Source organism: Caballeronia sp. M1242, from assembly GCF_017220215.1.
In the GTDB taxonomy this organism is placed as follows: Bacteria; Pseudomonadota; Gammaproteobacteria; order Burkholderiales; family Burkholderiaceae; genus Caballeronia.
In genome coordinates, this window is record NZ_CP071130.1 from 1,114,377 (window position 1) to 1,131,102 (window position 16,726).

The 16,726-nt window shown below is 65.9% G+C and carries 11 protein-coding genes and 1 tRNA gene; 3 read left to right on the forward strand and 9 right to left on the reverse strand.

The window, feature by feature from the left end; genetic code table 11:
* Positions 1 to 393: 393 nt before the first annotated feature.
* The 9 genes from JYK05_RS18595 to fdnG form a co-directional block, all read right to left on the reverse strand.
* Positions 394 to 489: transfer RNA gene (locus tag JYK05_RS18595), tRNA-Sec, on the reverse strand.
* Between the two features lie 55 nt (positions 490 to 544).
* Positions 545 to 1,165, reverse strand: coding sequence for a DedA family protein (locus JYK05_RS18600; RefSeq protein WP_175942244.1), 621 nt, complete (start codon positions 1,163 to 1,165; stop codon positions 545 to 547).
* A gap of 43 nt (positions 1,166 to 1,208) precedes the next feature.
* Entirely contained in the window at positions 1,209 to 3,212 is a 2,004-nt protein-coding gene (locus JYK05_RS18605) for a VTT domain-containing protein (protein WP_206468773.1), read from the reverse strand.
* Positions 3,213 to 3,257: 45 nt separating this feature from the next.
* Positions 3,258 to 5,183: a selenocysteine-specific translation elongation factor gene (selB, locus tag JYK05_RS18610; RefSeq protein ID WP_206468775.1), complete on the reverse strand. Its 1,926-nt coding sequence runs from the start codon at positions 5,181 to 5,183 to the stop codon at positions 3,258 to 3,260.
* Positions 5,180 to 6,631, reverse strand: coding sequence for an L-seryl-tRNA(Sec) selenium transferase (selA, locus tag JYK05_RS18615; protein ID WP_206468777.1), 1,452 nt, complete (start codon positions 6,629 to 6,631; stop codon positions 5,180 to 5,182). The genes selB and selA overlap by 4 nt, the downstream gene beginning before the upstream one ends.
* Entirely contained in the window at positions 6,628 to 7,653 is a 1,026-nt protein-coding gene (fdhE, locus tag JYK05_RS18620; protein WP_206468778.1) for a formate dehydrogenase accessory protein FdhE, read from the reverse strand. Before fdhE ends, selA begins: the two co-directional genes overlap by 4 nt.
* 218 nt (positions 7,654 to 7,871) lie before the next feature.
* On the reverse strand, positions 7,872 to 8,522 hold the full coding sequence (locus JYK05_RS18625; RefSeq protein WP_206468780.1) for a formate dehydrogenase subunit gamma: 651 nt from the start codon (positions 8,520 to 8,522) through the stop codon (positions 7,872 to 7,874).
* On the reverse strand, positions 8,509 to 9,441 hold the full coding sequence (gene fdxH, locus JYK05_RS18630; protein ID WP_175942255.1) for a formate dehydrogenase subunit beta: 933 nt from the start codon (positions 9,439 to 9,441) through the stop codon (positions 8,509 to 8,511). Before fdxH ends, JYK05_RS18625 begins: the two co-directional genes overlap by 14 nt.
* A 10-nt stretch (positions 9,442 to 9,451) precedes the next feature.
* A complete protein-coding gene (gene fdnG / locus JYK05_RS18635) occupies positions 9,452 to 12,520 on the reverse strand; it encodes a formate dehydrogenase-N subunit alpha (RefSeq protein ID WP_206468782.1) in 3,069 nt (1,022 codons plus the stop codon).
* Positions 12,521 to 12,856: 336 nt separating this feature from the next.
* Between fdnG and JYK05_RS18640 the strand changes: the two genes are divergently transcribed.
* The 3 genes from JYK05_RS18640 to JYK05_RS18650 all read left to right on the forward strand — a co-directional run bounded on the left by JYK05_RS18640 (position 12,857) and on the right by JYK05_RS18650 (position 16,722).
* Complete coding sequence (locus tag JYK05_RS18640; RefSeq protein ID WP_206468784.1) at positions 12,857 to 14,146, forward strand: YihY/virulence factor BrkB family protein; 1,290 nt, start codon at positions 12,857 to 12,859, stop codon at positions 14,144 to 14,146.
* Between the two features lie 299 nt (positions 14,147 to 14,445).
* On the forward strand, positions 14,446 to 15,633 hold the full coding sequence (locus tag JYK05_RS18645; protein WP_206468786.1) for a porin: 1,188 nt from the start codon (positions 14,446 to 14,448) through the stop codon (positions 15,631 to 15,633).
* Positions 15,634 to 15,771: 138 nt separating this feature from the next.
* Positions 15,772 to 16,722, forward strand: a complete 951-nt coding sequence (locus tag JYK05_RS18650; RefSeq protein WP_206468788.1) for a glycerophosphodiester phosphodiesterase family protein — start codon at positions 15,772 to 15,774, stop codon at positions 16,720 to 16,722.
* Positions 16,723 to 16,726 lie beyond the last annotated feature (4 nt).

Sequence of the window (16,726 nt, forward strand, 5' to 3'; positions counted from 1 at the left end):
AAGGTGCATCGCACCAACTGCGACCAGTTGGAGCCTTCCAAGCGTTTCGGGGACCTATTGAATTAAGAGAAGCATAGGGGGGTTGCAAAAAATCGCAAGCCATTTCACAGCGGCGCCCTGCCGGCAGGGCATCACCCGGACCCTTCGCTTATCGGCGATCTCTCCGTGCGGCGTTGGAATTTGCAAAACTCGCTTTCCCCAGAGCAGGGAATTGATTCAGCATGATGGGCGCACGCCTTGGGGCACCCGTGCTTGCGCGCACGCTTGGCATACCCATTGAACTTCTGCGGACTGCCACAGCCTGTGGCCGACCATTTTTTTGCGGGACCCGGCGCTCGTTTCACGAGCCCGATGAAGTCGGAAGTTCCCCATGCTGGGCAGATTCACAGCAATTGGCGGAAGGCAGCAGGAGTCGAACCTACATGGGAGTGTCTGACACCCCCAACTGGGTTTGAAGCCCAGCCGCACCACCGGATACGAATGCCTTCCCCGGCTGACAGAAACGAAGGCCACGATTATAGCGGTGGAACGAAAAACGCACGCGTCAGCGCGCATCGTCGCCGGACTGCCCCGGCGTGCGTCTTCGCAGCAGACGATACGCGCAGTACAGCAACGCGACGAGCGCAAGCAGATCGATGACGGTCGCGCCATGCATCTGCAATTCCACCAGCGCGACGTGCAATTGCCGCTGGAACAACGCGCCGCCCAGCACCCAGAACGCGGACCACGCGACAATGCCCGCCGCATCCCAGAGAAGGAAAACGAGCGCGGCAATGCGCGTCGTGCCCATCAGCGGCGGCGTGACGAGTCCGAGCCCCGGCACGAACTTCGATACCGCGATGATCGGCGCGCCGTACCGCTCGAAAAGCTCGCTCGTCGTGCGCATGCCGGAATCGATCGCGTACGAGCGGCGCGCGAGCGCGGCCACGAGCCGCCGTCCGTAGATGCGCCCCGCCGAAAACCACGCACTGTCGCCGAGCAGCGCGCCGCAAACCGCCGCGATCAGCACATGCGTGAGCGACAGCCGCCCGCTCGCGATCATCGACCCCGCGAAGACTAGCAGCGGCGCCGACGGCAGCGGCACGCCCAGCCGCGTCAGCAGCACGTTGCCGAAAACCGCGGCCGCGCCCCACTGCGCAATCGCCGACGGCGGAATCTGGATCAACTGCCACCTCCGCGGCGCGCGCGTCGGCATTCGCTTCGAAAGATCATCGGGGCCTCGACTGGACCAGCATCACCGGCACGCTGCCGCACCCGGCGCTGTTCGCAATTTCGATGCCGTGCCATGACGACGCATCGCCACGGTCCAGCGCCATCGCGTCGACGCGCCGGTCCGGGCGCAGCACGTTGAACGGCCACGACGGACGGCGCAGCCGCTCATGGACGATCGAGCCGAGCCAGATAGGCGTCGGCGTGGCATCGGCGCGTTCCTTCAGCACATAGCGCGTCGGCCAGAAACGCAACACGTCGCGCTCGTCGGCGCCGCGACGCGAGCGCGTGAACATGAGTTTCGACGGCTCGCCGTTGTTCAGGCGCGGCAGCACCGGCAGCGCGGTCGCAGCCGCGTTCGGCGACACCACCGACATCACGCTCTTCATCGTCAGTCCGGTCGCTTGCGTCCAGCCGCGGCTCGACAGCTGCGCGCGAATCTCCGCGGGCGTCGCGGCCCATTGCACGGTGATCGGCTCGCGGCGGTCGCCGTCCATGCTCGATCGGTAGCATGAAAAGGTGCGCCACACGGTGTCCATCCACTGGATCGGCGTGATGACGACAGTCGGCGGCGCGGCGCTGTGCGCCTGCGTGTCGTCGCTCAACTGCAAGCCGACGCTCGCGCAGATCACGGCGAGGATCGCGAACGGCATCAGCGGACGGCGTCTGGGCTTGCCCGGATGCCGCCACACGGCCGTCAGCGCGATGAGAAACACCCACATGGCCGCGAGCGCCGCGCTGCCGAGCGCGTCCGAGATGGTGAAGCGTCCGAAGTAGAGGCCCGCGAGCGCGATGGCCGTCACGATGCCCGACGTCGCCGTGGCGATGCACACGCCGGTCAGCATGCCCACGCGGCGCAGCAGCAGAAACGCCAGAAAGCCGTAGATGATGACGGCCGCCGCGAGATGCGGGCTCGGAAACGTGTGCTCCACCGGCGCGAACGACAGCGGCAAGCGGTGATGCGCCGTCACGCGAATCGCGGCGACGAGCAGTTGCGAGAACACGACCGCGACGACCCAGTACGCGACCGTGCGCCAGCGCCGCTCGAAAATCATCCAGACGATGACGGTCGCCGCGACCGCAAGCAAGGTCGGCGTGCTGCCGAGCGCGGCGGCGCCGTCGAGGATCGAATCGGCCCACGTCGAGCGAAACGACTGCAACAGGCGGTACGTCGAGACATCCACCTGCACGAGCGACGAGCCGCGCGCCACGTTCGACATCACGTAGAAAAACGCCATCGCCGATGCGAGCAGCAACACGGAAATGGCAACGATGAGCGAAGTCGCGGGATTCGCCGGATCGAGGGCGCGCGACACGACTCGCGCCGGCGCGCCGTCTTTGCGCTGCGCCCAAGCGAGCAGCCTGGCGCGCGAAGCGACCGTCCAGCCCTTCGCATGTCCGACGATCACGCGCGCCAGATTGAAGACGAGCCAGCCGATCGCCGTCACGGCCACGAGTATGACGACGAGCCGGATCGACACCGCGCCCGCGAGTTCGATGGACGCGCCGAACACCACGCCCGGCAGGATATGCAGCGGCGCCCAGATGAGCGCGCTCAGGACGTTGACGGCCAGAAAGCGCGCGGGCGTCATGCCCGACAGGCCCGCGACGACCGGCACCACGGCGCGCATCGGCGCCACGAAGCGCGCGAGCACCACGCTCTTCGCGCCGTGCGCGTGGAAGTACCGCTTGCCGGCGGCGAGCGCGCCCGGATGGCGGCGGAACGGCCACATCTGCGCGATGACATGGGCATAGCGCGCGCCGAAGCAGAAGCTCGCGGCGTCGCCGGCGATCGCACCCGCGATCGCGCAGACGAATACCCAGCCTAAGTTCAGCGCGCCCGCGCCGACGAGCGCGCCCGCGATGAACATCGCGGTGCTGCCGGGCACGAAGGTGCCGATGAATGCAACCGATTCGAGAAACGACGCGAGCAGCACGACCGCGAGCGTCCATTCGGGATGGCCCGACAGCAGATGCAGCAGCGCGTAGTAGGAATGCTCCATCGGTTCGCCTGGCGCAAAAAGCGCAGAGGGCGTGGCGGGAGCCGCTCAGACCGGCTCGTGCCAGCGGCTGTCGGTGCGCAACAGGTGCAGGTCGCGATGAAAGCGAGTGTAACCAACCCGGTCGAAGAACTCCAAAACCTGAATCGCGCGTTTGCGGCCGAGGCCGCTTGCATCGCGAAACTCCGCTGCGCCTATGCCGCTCGCCGCACCGTTGCGCGTGCGGGCGTGTTCGGCGGCGAGCCGCGCGAGCTCGGCGATGGCAGCGCACGAATAGAAGAGATCGCGCACTACTTGGAACACGTCGCCACGCCGCGCGAGCTTGCGCAGGAGGCGCCGCATGTCGTCTTCCTGCGCGCCGTGTTCACGCGCGAGGTCGCGCACCCACGGCGGATCGAAACGTCCGCGTTCGATCGACGCGAGCACCGCCTGCGCGAGCGATTCTTCGGCGGCATCGAGCGCGACCGTATGCGACGGCAGATGCAGCCACGGCCCGCTGCGCGCGACGGTTCCGCGCGCCACGGCGTCGTCGATCAGGGCGCGCCACAGCGCATCCGATGCGAGGGGCGCGCCCATGCGGCGCAGACGCGCGGCGTCGGGACCTTGCTCGTCGGGAAAGCGTTCGTGGAAAGCGGCGAGCGCGTTCGTGAGACGCGTGGCGAGCGCGTCCCAATGCGCGGCGGCAATGAAGAGCGTGTCGTCGGGCAGAGGCACGCGGCGCAAGCCGTCCGGGAGCGCGACCGTTTCCGCCGGCCGCCCGCACAGATGCTCCACGAGCGAGCGCGGCAGGCCGTGCGTCGACTGGTCGAAAAGCGCATCGGCGCGATGCGTATCGAGCCAGGCGGCCAGCGCGTCGAGCCACGCGCGGCGCTGCGGCGTGCGCCGCTTGCGGGCGGGCGCGAATGGATCGAGCACGCGGCCGCCGCCTACCGTGCGGCTCGCCTGCGCATTGCGCACGATGAAGCGATCGCCCGGCAGCGCGCATACTGGTTGATCGAAGACGAGCTGCACGCGCGCCGATTGTCCCGCCGCGAGCGTGTCCGCTTCCAGCAACGCGACGTGCGCCACGCGATGCGTCGTGCCCAGATGCACATGCAGCGGCGTCCAGTGCGCGAGCGTGAGTCCGGCATCGGCGAGCAACGTCAGTTCGACGTCGAGCCGCTCCGACGCCTTCGCGATGCGCGCATCCACGATCCAGTCGCCGCGTGCGACCGCATCTTTCTCGATGCCGGCGAGATTCAGCGCGCAACGCTCGCCCGCGTGGCCCGCCTCCGCTGGGCGATTCTGCGCGTGAATGCTGCGCACGCGCACGTCGCTCGCCGATTCGCGCGGGGCGAGCGCGAGCACGTCGCCGACGCTCACGCGGCCCGCGAACGCCGTGCCCGTCGCGATCGTGCCTTGCCCCGACAGCATGAACACGCGATCGACCGCGAGGCGGAAGAAGCCATCGTCGCGCCGCGCGCGCCAGTGCGCGGCGGCATCGCGAAGATGCGCGTTGAGCGCGGCCACGCCGGGATCGTCGGGGGCGGTGGCGTTAGTGTCGAAGATTGGCGCGTCGCACAGCGGCGTCGGCGCGAGCAACGTTCTGATCTGCGCGTGAACGTCGCGCACGCGGCTTTCGTCGACGCGATCGGTTTTGGTGAGGGCCACCGCGCCCGTCGTCACGCCGAGCAGTTCGAGAATCGCCAGATGCTCGCGCGTCTGCGGCATCACGCCGTCGTCGGCCGCGATCACGACGAGCGCGAAGTCGATGCCGCTCGCCCCCGCCGCCATCGTATGCACGAGCTTTTCGTGGCCCGGCACGTCGATGAAGCCGAGCATGCCGCCATCCGCGAGCGGCACGTACGCGTAGCCGAGTTCGATGGAAATGCCGCGTGCCTTTTCTTCCTTCAGACGGTCGGTATCCACGCCCGACAGCGCGCGCACGAGCGTCGTCTTGCCGTGATCGATATGCCCCGCCGTGCCGACGATCATGCGTCTTCGCTCCGGCCCTGGCCGTCGAGTTGCGCGATGAACGCGGCTTCGTCGGCTTCTTCGAGGCAACGAAGATCGAGCCAGAGCGCCCCGTCCGCGATGCGCCCGATCACCGGACGCGGCAACGCGCGCAGCTTGCGCTCGATGCGGTTCAGTTGCCCGCCGCCGCGCTTGCCGCTCGCGAGCCGCACGGCGAGGCCGTAACTCGGCAGCACGTCCACCGGCAATGCGCCGCTGCCGATCTGGCTGAACATCGGCTCGGTCGTCACGGCGAACGCGTCGCCTGTCAGGCGCTGCAACGCGGGCTGAATGCGCTCGGCGGCGAGGCGCATCGCGTCGGCGGGACGCGTGAGCAGGCGCAGCGTCGTGAGGCGCGCTTGCAGCGTCTCCGGCGTGCGATACAGGCGCAGCACCGCTTCGAGCGCCGCGAGCGTGAGCTTGCCGACGCGCAGCGCGCGCTTGAGCGGATGCTTCTTGATCTTCGCGATCAGATCCTTGGCGCCGACGATGAGGCCGGCCTGCGGTCCGCCGAGCAGCTTGTCTCCGCTGAACGTAACGAGATCCGCCCCCGCTTCCACCGTCTCGCGCACGGTCGCCTCGCGCGGCAGGCCCCATTGCGTGAGATCGACGAGCGTGCCGCTGCCGAGATCGACGACGACCGGCAAGCCGCGTTCATGCGCGAGCGGCGCGAGTTCGGCTGTCGTCACTTCCTTCGTGAAGCCGGTCACGGCGTAATTGCTGCAATGCACCTTCATCAGAAGCGCGGTCTTCGCGTTGATCGCTTCGTCGTAGTCCTTCAGATGCGTGCGGTTGGTCGTGCCGACTTCGCGCAGCTTCGCGCCCGCACGGCTCATGATGTCCGGAATGCGAAACGCGCCGCCGATTTCCACCAGCTCGCCGCGCGACACAATCACTTCCTTGCGCGGCGCGAGCGCGGACAACGTCAGCAGCACGGCCGCCGCGTTGTTGTTCACGACCGTCGCCGCTTCCGCGCCCGTCAGTTCGCAGATGAGCCCGTTGATCAGATCGTCGCGATCGCCGCGCGCGCCGGTATCCAGATCGAATTCGAGATTGGCGGGACGCGTGAGCACGTCGGCCACGGCGCGCACGGCTTCATCCGGCAGCAACGCGCGGCCGAGATTCGTGTGCAGCACCGTGCCCGTCAGGTTGAACACGGTTCGCACGCGGCTTTGCGCGCGGCTCGCGAGCCGCAGACTCACGGCGTGGCCGAGCATCGTTTCCGTGAGCGCTTCGACGGATGCGCGGCCCGCCTGCGCGTCGGCGCGCCATGCGTCGAGCGTCGCGCGCAGGGCGGCGAGCGTCTGCGTGCGGCCGTATTCGTCGATGAGCGGCTCGAACAGCGCCGATGCGAGCACGCGCTCCACCGACGGCACGCGGGCCATCAGCGCGCGAAGTTCGCTGCCGTCGCCGCCGGTCACGTCGCTCATCGTGCTTCGTCCGCTTGGCTCGCTTCGTCCGATGCGCTCTGTTCAGGCCACAGCCACGGATTCGGCGCGGGGCGTCGGAAGCCCGCATCGCCCATCAGGAGATCGAGCGTCAGGCTCGCGAGATCGTCCGCGAACGGCTCGAAGTCGTACGCTTTCTCCTGGTAACCGATCTTGCGATACGTGCCGCATTCATCGCACGACTCCGCTTTCAGCGGCGCGTTGCGGGCGCGTTCGGCGCGGGCTTGCTCGTCTTCAGCGGTCTGAGCGGTGCTGGCTTCGGCGCCGTCCATTGCGTGATACGCGATGCCCTTGGTCGAATCGCAATTCGAGCACTTCGCGCGCACGACGTGCCACTCCGTCGAGCACAGGCCGCACTGCACGTAGCGATAGCCTTCGTGCACGCCGCCCACGCGCACGACGCTCGCCACCGGCATCGTGCCGCAGACGGGGCACACGCCCGACGTGTCCATATACGGCACTTCCGCGCTGCCGATGCGGCTCGCGATGTCCGTCCACACCACTTGCAGCGCCGCGACGATGAACGGCGCGGCGGCGGGCTCGATCTCCGCGAAACGCAAAGCGAGAATGGCGTCGGCCTGCGCGTCGAGCGCGTCGGCGGACATCGACCGCAGATGCGCGACGAGTTGCGCGAGCGGCGGCGTCAGCGCGCCCGCGGCCTCGATGCGATCGAGCAGCATGAACAGCACGTCGCGCCATGCGGGATCGCGCTCGTTCGCGCCAAGCGCAGGAACGATAGGCATCGAATGCTGCTGGTTCAGCGCGATGGATTCGCGCGATGGCATCGGCGCGGTGAAGTCCGCGAGCACGTGTTGTTGCGCGTCGGCGAGCGCCGCCATGAGGCGCAAATAGCCCGCGATGGGATGGCTCGCGTCCGCAAGCTGGCGCAGGCGCGTGGCGCGCGCGCTGAAGACCGTTGCGCGTTCAGGCATGCGCAGCCGTGGAATGGCCGACTGATCGAGTGCTTCGATCGATGCAGCGGATTCGAGTATGCGTTGGACCACTTGAGTTCGTCCTTGGAATGCTTCGGTGCTTTGAGTGCGGCGCAAAAGCGTCGCATTGAAAAGAAGAATAACAGCTTGTCGGATAGCGTTCAGACGGCGCACGTCGGGGCGCGCGCCGCATTGCGCTTAATCGCGCTGCGCAAAGAAGAACCGCCCGGCCTGAACGAGGCACGAGCGGTTCGGATCACTGCCGGCGTTTCGCGAGAAAGCCGCGACGCCTACTTCCCGATGATTTCCTTGAACCAGCGCGGATGGTGCTTGCGCGCCCATCCATACGTCACGGTTCCGCGCACCATCGCGCTAATCGATCCCTTGATCCACAGTCCCGCATAGATGTGGATGATGATCGACATGATCAACACGAAAGCCGTCGCCGCGTGCACAACCGCAGCCAGCCGGATGACCGTGATCGGAAAGTAGAACGCGAAGTACGCGCGCCAGATCACCACGCCGGATGCGAGCAGTAACAGCAGACTTGCCACCATCACGTAGAACACGAGCTTCTGACCGGCGTTGTACTTGCCGATCTCGGGCAGGCGGTCTTCGTGGTTGGCGAGCACGTCGTCGATCTGCTTCATCCACTGGATGTCGCTCTTGTCCAGATGGTTGTGATGCCACACGCGCAACGCGAGGACCATGAACGACAGGAACATCACGCAGCCGACGAACGGATGCAGGATGCGCGTCCATTGCCCGCCGCCGAAGATCGCATAGAGCCACGACATCGACGGATGAAACATCGCGAGCCCGGACAACGCGAGCAGCACGAAGCTGATCGCGGTGATCCAGTGGTTCGTGCGCTCGTTCGGCGTGTAGCGCACGATCAGGCGGTTGCCTCGCACGTCGCGCAATTCGCTATCGTGTTTCATTCGAACGCTCCCTTTCGTTGCGTGCGGCTTCGACCTCGCGCTGCGCCTCGGCTTCCTCTTCCGCGCTCACTTCGTTCGGACCGACACGCGTGTAGTGGAAGAATCCGGCGAGCGCGGCGAGCGCCATGCCCGCGACCGCGAGCGGCTTCGTGACGCCCTTCCAGACCGACACGAGCGGACTGATGCGAGGATTTTCCGCGAGCCCGTGATACAGCCCCGGCTGATCCGCGTGATGCAGCACGTACATGACGTGCGTGCCGCCCACGCCGGCCGGGTTGTACAGACCGGCGTTCTCGAAACCGCGCTCCTTCAGGTCTTCCACGCGATCTTCCGCCTGCTGGATCATGTCGGTCTTGGTGCCGAACATGATCGCGCCGGTCGGACACGTCTTCACGCACGCCGGTTCCTGCCCGACCGCGACGCGATCGGAACAGAGCGTGCACTTGTACGCGCGGTTGTCTTCCTTCGAGATGCGCGGAATGTTGAACGGGCAGCCCGTCACGCAATAGCCGCAGCCGATGCAGTTTTCCTCGTGAAAATCCACGATGCCGTTCGTGTACTGAACGATCGCGCCCGGCGACGGACACGCCTTCAGACAGCCCGGGTCCTCGCAGTGCATGCAGCCGTCCTTGCGGATCAGCCATTCGAGGTCGCCCTTCGGGTTCTCGTATTCCGTGAAGCGCATCACCGTCCACGAATGTTCGGTGAGATCGCGCGGGTTGTCGTAGACGCCGGTCGTGTGTCCCACGTCGTCGCGCAGGTCGTTCCACTCCATGCACGCCGTCTGGCAGGCTTTGCAGCCGATGCACTTGGACACGTCGATGAGCTTCGCGACGGTGCCCGTGACCGGCTCGCGGACTTGCGGCGGCGGCGTGGTGGTGGCGGAAACGCGCTTGATATCGAGCGATTGCAGAGCCATTCTCGTCTCCTTATGCCTTTTCGACCTTGACGAGGAACGACTTGAACTCCGGTGTCTGCGAGTTCCCGTCGCCCACGGAAGGCGTCAGCGTGTTGACGAGATAGCCCGGCTGCGTCAGGCCCTTGAAGCCCCAGTGCAGCGGCAGGCCGACGGTTTGCACCTTCTTGCCCTCCACGGTCAGCGGTTTGATGCGTTTGGTGACGAGCGCCACCGCGATGATGTGTCCGCGATTGCTCGACACCTTCACGCGATCGCCCGCGACGACGCCCACTTCCTTCGCCAGATCCTCGCCGATTTCCACGAACTGCTGCGGCTGCACGATCGCGTTGAGCTTCACGTGCTTCGTCCAGTAGTGGAAGTGCTCGGTCAGGCGATAGGTCGTCGCCGTATGCGGGAACTGATCGGCGGTGCCGAAGGCCGCGCGGTCGTCCGGGAACACGCGCGCCGCAGGATTGCTCGTGACGTTCTTCTCATTCGGGAAGAACGGGTTGTAGCCGAGCGGCGTCTCGAACGGTTCGTAGTGAACGGGGAACGGACCTTCGTTCATGCCGTCGCGAGCGAAGAAACGCGCCACGCCTTCCGGGTTCATGATGAACGGATTCATGCCGTTTTCCGGCGGTTCGTCCGCCTTGAAGTCCGGAATGTCCGCGCCGGTCCAGGCCTTACCGTTCCAGCCGATCAGCTTGCGCGACGGATCGAACGGCTTGCCGCTCACATCGCACGATGCGCGGTTGTACAGCACGCGGCGATTCACCGGCCACGCCCACGCCCAGTTCAGCGTCTGGCCGATGCCGGTCGGATCGCTGTTGTCGCGGCGGCCCATCTGGTTGCCCGCCTGCGTCCACGCGCCGCAGTAGATCCAGCATCCGCTCGCCGTGGAACCGTCGTCGCGCAGCAAGGCGAAGCTCGAAAGCTGTTCGCCCTTCTTCGCGAGCACCTTGGTCTTGTCGGTCGGATCGGTGACGTCGGCGAGCGCGCGGCCGTTGAACTCCATCGCGAGCTCTTCGGGCGTCGGGCTTTCCGGGTCCGCGTACGGCCACGACATCTTCAGGATCGGGTCGGGATACTTGCCGCCCTGCTCCTGATACGCCTTGCGAATACGCAGCCACAGTCCCGACATGATCTCGATGTCGCTCCTCGCCTCGCCCGGCGGCTGCGCGCCCTGCCAGTGCCATTGCAGCACGCGCGACGAAGACACGAGCGAGCCGCGCTCTTCCGCGAAGCAGGTGGTTGGCAGACGGAACACTTCGGTCTGGATCTTCGACGAATCCACGTCGTTGAACTCGCCGTGGTTCTTCCAGAACTCCGACGTTTCGGTCGCGAGCGGGTCCATGATGGCGAGCCACTTCAGCTTGGACAAACCGAGGCCGATCTTCGCCTTGTTGGGCGCGGCGGCGAGCGGATTGAAGCCCTGCGCGATGTAGCCGTTCATCTTGCCCTGCGCCATCAGCTCGAAGACCTGGAGCATGTCGTAGGACTTGTCGAGCTTCGGCAGGAAGTCGAAGCCGAAGTTGTTCTCGGCGGTGGCGTTGTCGCCCCACCACGACTTCATGAAGCTCACGTGGAACGCGCGATAGTTCTTCCAGTAGCTCAGCTGGTTAGGCCGCAGCGGCTGCGTCGCGCGCTTCGTGATGTATTGCTCGTAGTCCTGCTCACCTTCCATCGGCAGGGTCATGTAGCCCGGCAGAAGGTTGGACATCAGGCCGAGGTCGGTCAGCCCCTGGATGTTCGAGTGACCGCGCAGCGCGTTCATGCCGCCGCCCGCAATGCCGATGTTGCCGAGCAGAAGCTGCACCATCGCGCCGGTGCGGATCATCTGCGCGCCGACGGAGTGATGCGTCCAGCCGAGCGCATACAGAATGGTGCCCGCGCGGTTCGTCGCCGCCGTCGACGCGAGCATCTCGCAGACCTTCAGGAACTTGTCGGTCGGCGTGCCGCACACCTTCGTCACCATTTCGGGCGTGTAGGCGGCGTAATGCTGCTTCATCAGGTTGTAGACGCAGCGCGGATGCTGCAGCGTCGGGTCCACCTTCACGAAGCCATCTTCGCCGCGCTCGTAGTCCCAGCTCGTCTTGTCGTACTTGCGATGCTCGGCGTCATAGCCCGAGAACGTGCCGTCCTTGAACGCGAAGTCTTCGCGCACGATGAACGACATGTCCGTGTAGTTCTTCACGTACTCGTGCTGGATCTTGTCGTGCGTCAACAGATAGTTGATGACGCCGCCAAGGAAGGCGATGTCCGTGCCGGTGCGAATCGGCGCGTAGAAATCCGCGACCGATGCAGTACGCGTGAAGCGCGGATCGACCACGATCAGGCGCGCCTTTCTGTGCGCCTTCGCCTCGGTCACCCATTTGAAACCGCACGGGTGTGCCTCGGCCGAATTGCCGCCCATCACCAGAATTACGTCCGCGTTCTTGATGTCGACCCAATGGTTCGTCATCGCTCCACGGCCAAACGTCGGGGCAAGACCTGCCACCGTCGGGCCATGTCAGACACGCGCCTGATTGTCGAATGCGAGCATGCCAAGACTGCGGACAGTCTTGTGCGTCAGATAGCCCACTTCGTTGCTACCCGCCGACGCCGCGAGCATGCCCGTCGTGAGCCAGCGGTTGACCTTCTTGCCGTCCGCCGTCGTCTCGACGAAGTTCGCGTCGCGGTCTTCCTTCATCAGCTTCGCGATGCGGTCGAGCGCGTCGTCCCACGAAATGCGCTTCCATTCCGACGAACCCGGCGCGCGATACTCCGGATACATCAGCCGGCTCGGGCTATGGATGAAGTCGATGAGCGAGGCGCCCTTCGGGCACAGCGTGCCGCGATTGACCGGATGGTCGGGATCGCCTTCGATATGGATGATGCTGGCCTTCGCGTTCTTGGCGTTGTCGCCGAGACCGTACATCAGAATGCCGCACCCGACCGAACAGTACGGACAGGTGTTGCGCGTTTCAGTGGTGCGCGACAGTTTGTATTGTCGGACTTCGGCCAGCGCGGGTGCCGGAGAGAAGCCCAGTGCAGCCAGGCTCGATCCGGCGAGCGTGCTCGCGGAAACCTTGAGGAACTGTCGCCGTGACATTTGAAGCATGATGTCCTCGGCGCGTCGTGAAGTGGGGTGCTCTAAAAGTATAGAAGCGCGCGTTCGGCTTAAGGTCCTGCCGCTCGCACGCAGCGTCGATTTTTCGAACCGCCGGCGCTGCAGCCGTCGTGGCTGGCGCGCGACGTAGCGGTTGCGCCGCGCGAAACGAACGAGCGTCCCGTCGCGGCAGGCGCGATCATAGCAATGTTCTTATATATGCGCTTCGCCCGTTCGCGCGTGTCTTGGAACGGAACCTGCTCGATCGGTTGCATTTACCGCCCGCGGGCCCGCGCAACGCGCTCAGAGCCCGCGCCGCCACTGTTTGATCGCACCGAGAGATTCGTCATGAGCTCCGTTTCCACGCAAAAAATAGGTTCCGTGGTCAAAAAAGATGCGTCGTGGGCGCTCGGCGCGCTCAAGCAGTTCTCGGAAAACCGCTGCGCCGCGATGGCCGCGAGCATCGCGTTCTATTCGGCTTTCTCGCTCGCGCCGACGCTCGTCATGGTGATCGCTGTCGCGGGCTGGGTGTTCGGCCCGGAAGCGGCGCGCGGCCAGCTCTTCCACCAGGTCAACGGGCTGATCGGCGACCAGGCGGCCGCGGGCGTGCAGAGCATCGTGGAGAACGCGCATCGCAGCGGCGGAACCGGGATCGCCGCGATCATCTCCTTCGTGCTGCTGGCCGTGGGCGCGTCGGCGACGTTCTCCTCGCTCAACACGGCGCTCAATATCGTGTGGCCGCTCACCGGCGAGCAGCGTTCCAGCGTGCTCGCGATGGTGCGCGTGCGGCTCGTGTCGTTCGGGCTCGTGCTGGGCGTCGCGTTTCTGCTCATCGTCTCGCTCGTGCTCGATACCGCGATTCAGGCGGTCGGCCTGTGGCTGTGGGGCGATTCGCCGTTCGTCGTCATCGGCGATGTCGTGCAACTGGTGGCCGGGCTCGCGATTCTCTCCGTCGCGTTCGGCGCGCTCCTCAAGTTTCTGCCCGATGCGCCGGTGCAATGGCGCGATGCGCTCGTCGGCGGCGTCGTGGCGGCGATCTTCTTCTCCGTCGGGAAGAAGCTGTTCGCGTTCTATCTGACGCACGCGGGCACCGCGAGCGCATTCGGCGCGGCCGGATCGCTCGCGGTGCTGCTGATGTGGCTGTACTTCTCCGCGGCGGTGCTCCTACTGGGCGCGGAATTCTCGGCGGCGCGCGCGCGCATGCACGATCCGCGCGGCGCGTGGGGCGTGCAGGACAACCGCAGCGTGCCGCCGGGAAGTCGCGCCAAGATCGGTTCGATGCTCGCGGCGTCCACGCGCGTCGACATGGCGGCGGATATTGAACCTGTCGCGCAGCCGCCGATCGATGTCCGAAGCGCGCGCCCGCAAGCCGCGCGGATCTCCAACGGCGGCCGCACGCGCCAGGCCGCGCTCGCGCTCAAGCGGACGATCGAACTCTCGCGCAAGGTGGCGCGCGCCGAATCGACGGCCACGCGCGCCACCGCCGTCGCCATGGTCGGCGCCGGGCGCAAGGCGTCGCAGGCGAACGCCGCCGTGAAGCGCCACCCGTGGCGCGCGGTGCTCGTCGCGGCGACGGCGGGCGTGGCCGTGGCGCTGCTTTCGCGGCGCGACGGCGGCGGTTCTTCGCGCGACGTCTGAACGACCGACTGCGGCTGCTTGCGCAAAACGAAAATCCGGTTTCTTATCCGCTCGAGCATTAATCGTTATTAGCCCGCGAGTTACGCTGCGTGCGTCAGACTGCGCGCGGAACTTTTGCGGCGCGAGTTTGTCACGTCTCAGATTTCACAAGAGACAGCCGCAAACCGAGTATGGACGGGCGTCTCGTGGCACTGTGTCTTTTTGGAGACAGTCATTTTTTTTCGTTTCTAACGTAACGAAACGTTGCGTTATTCTCTGCGCCGGTAACAACGATTTTAATCATTCGCGTGGAGAATTCGATGAAACGATTCGCACTGACGTCCCTCTCGCTGGCCCTGCTCGGCGCAGCTGGCGCGGCACAGGCACAAACGAGCGTGACGCTGTATGGCGTGATCGATACGGGCCTTGCCTATGTCAGCCATGCCAACCCGGCAGGCGACCATCTGTTCGGCATGGTCAACGGCACGCTGTCCGGCCCGCGTTGGGGCTTGAAGGGTCAGGAAGACCTCGGCGGCGGCCTTAAGGCACTGTTCCAGTTGGAAAGCGGCTTCGATCCGGGCACGGGTCGTCTGAATCAGGGTGGACGCGAGTTCGGTCGTCAGGCATTCGTCGGTTTGAGCGGCAACCAGTGGGGTACGGTCACGCTGGGTCGTCAATATGACCCGTCGGTCGACATGGTCCAGGGCCTCACGGCCGACAACTACTGGGGCGCAGCGTTCGCCACGCCGGGTGACGTCGACAACTACGACAACAGCCTGCGCGTGAGCAACGCGGTCAAGTACGTTTCGCCGGTGTTCTCGGGCTTCCAGTTCGAAGGCATCTACGGCTTCAGCAACCTGGCGGGCGCGACCGGCCAGGGCCAGACCTGGGGCGGCGCGGCGACCTACGCCAACGGTCCGTTCTCCATCGCAGCCAGCTACCTGTCGGTGAACAACCCGAGCGCAGGCCGCGCGCCGTTGACCACGACGAACACCGGCTGGAACAGCCCGTCGTCGGATTCGCTGTTCAACAGCGTCATCAACGGCGGCTACTCGACGGCTCACTCCATCAACATCGCACGCGGCGCAGGCCAGTACGTGTTCGGTCCGTTCACGGTCGGCGCGTCGTACAGCTTCGCGCAGTACAAGAACGACGGCAACTCGCTGTTCCCGCAGCAAGAGAAGTTCAACGTCGGCAACGGCTATGTGAACTTCCAGCTGACGCCGGCTACGCTGCTCGGCCTGGGCTACACGTACACGCACGGCAGCGGCGACACGTCGGCGACGTATCACCAGGCTTCGATCGGTGCGGATTACTCGCTGTCGAAGCGCACGGACGTCTACGCAGTCGGCGCATATCAGCACGCAAGCGGCACGCAACGTGTGAACAACCCGGACGGCGTGTCGACCTCGACGACCAACGCAACCGCTTCGATCAGCGACTTCGGTTTCGACAGCGGCCGCAGCCACCAGGAACTGGTCCTGATCGGCCTGCGTCACAAGTTCTAAGAACAACCGATTGGCGTGGCACGCGAGTGCCGCGTCTGCGGAGAAGCGGTATCTCGAACAGCCATCGGTTTTCCGATGGCTGTTTTTTTATGCGCCGCTAGATGGCGTTCTCGATACCGCCGCCACGGAGTCCATTCGATGCTCGCCCTTTTCCGCCGGATCGCTCTCGCTTCGCTATTAGCGGGCGGCCTCGCGCGTGCGTTCGCGGACGAGCCGCCCGCGCTGCCGATGATCGTCGCGCATCGCGCCGGCACGGCCGACTTCCCGGAGAACACGCTGCTCGCCATCGCGGGCGCGCTGGCCCATCGCGCGGATGCCATCTGGCTTTCGGTACAGCTCACGCGTGACGGCGTGCCGGTGCTGTATCGACCGGCGGACTTGTCCGCGAATACCGACGGCAAAGGCGCCGTCGCGAGCCTGAACCTCACCGCGCTGCAACGCCTGAACGCAAGCTGGAACTTCGCGCACGCCGATGCGCGCGGCGCGAGGACGTATCCGTATCGCGCGCATCCGTTGCGCATTCCGACGCTCGAAGACGCGCTCTCCGCGATTCCGGCGTCCGTGCCCGTGATGCTCGACATGAAGGCGCTGCCCGCCGAGCCGCAGGCCGCGGCCGTCGCCCGCGTGCTCGACCGCGCGAATGCGTGGTCGCGCGTGCTCATCTATTCCACCGACGCGGCCTATCAGACCGCGTTCGCTGCGTACCCGCAGGCGCGGCTTTTCGAACCGCGCGATGCGACGCGTGGACGGCTCGCGGGCGTCGCGTTGGTGCGCACATGCGCCGAGCCGCCGCAGCCCGGCACATGGGCTGCATTCGAGTGGAAAAGGCAGATGGAAGTGGTCGAGACCTTCACGCTCGGCGAAGCGCGCTCGCCCGTGGAGGCCAAGATGTGGACGCGCGAGTCGCTCGCGTGCTTCCGGACGCGGGGCTACGCGCATGTGCTCGCCATCGGCATCGACAGCGCCGAGGATTATCGCGCGGCCGCGTGTCTCGGCATCGACGCCGTGCTGGCAGATTCGCCGCGCAAAATGCAGGCGATCAAGGCGAGCCTCGCGATGCCGCTGCAATGCGCGGCCGACGCCCGTTGAAGGC

Bases quoted from the DNA above. Each gene is read 5' to 3' on its own strand.
- selB (WP_206468775.1), bottom strand. From the start codon at position 5,183: ATGATCGTCGGCACGGCGGGGCATATCGATCACGGCAAGACGACGCTC.
- JYK05_RS18645 (WP_206468786.1), top strand. From the start codon at position 14,446: ATGAAACGATTCGCACTGACGTCCCTCTCGCTGGCCCTGCTCGGCGCA.
- fdxH (WP_175942255.1), bottom strand. From the start codon at position 9,441: ATGGCTCTGCAATCGCTCGATATCAAGCGCGTTTCCGCCACCACCACG.
- JYK05_RS18625 (WP_206468780.1), bottom strand. From the start codon at position 8,522: ATGAAACACGATAGCGAATTGCGCGACGTGCGAGGCAACCGCCTGATC.
- JYK05_RS18605 (WP_206468773.1), bottom strand. From the start codon at position 3,212: ATGGAGCATTCCTACTACGCGCTGCTGCATCTGCTGTCGGGCCATCCC.
- JYK05_RS18640 (WP_206468784.1), top strand. From the start codon at position 12,857: ATGAGCTCCGTTTCCACGCAAAAAATAGGTTCCGTGGTCAAAAAAGAT.
- selA (WP_206468777.1), bottom strand. From the start codon at position 6,631: ATGAGCGACGTGACCGGCGGCGACGGCAGCGAACTTCGCGCGCTGATG.
- JYK05_RS18650 (WP_206468788.1), top strand. From the start codon at position 15,772: ATGCTCGCCCTTTTCCGCCGGATCGCTCTCGCTTCGCTATTAGCGGGC.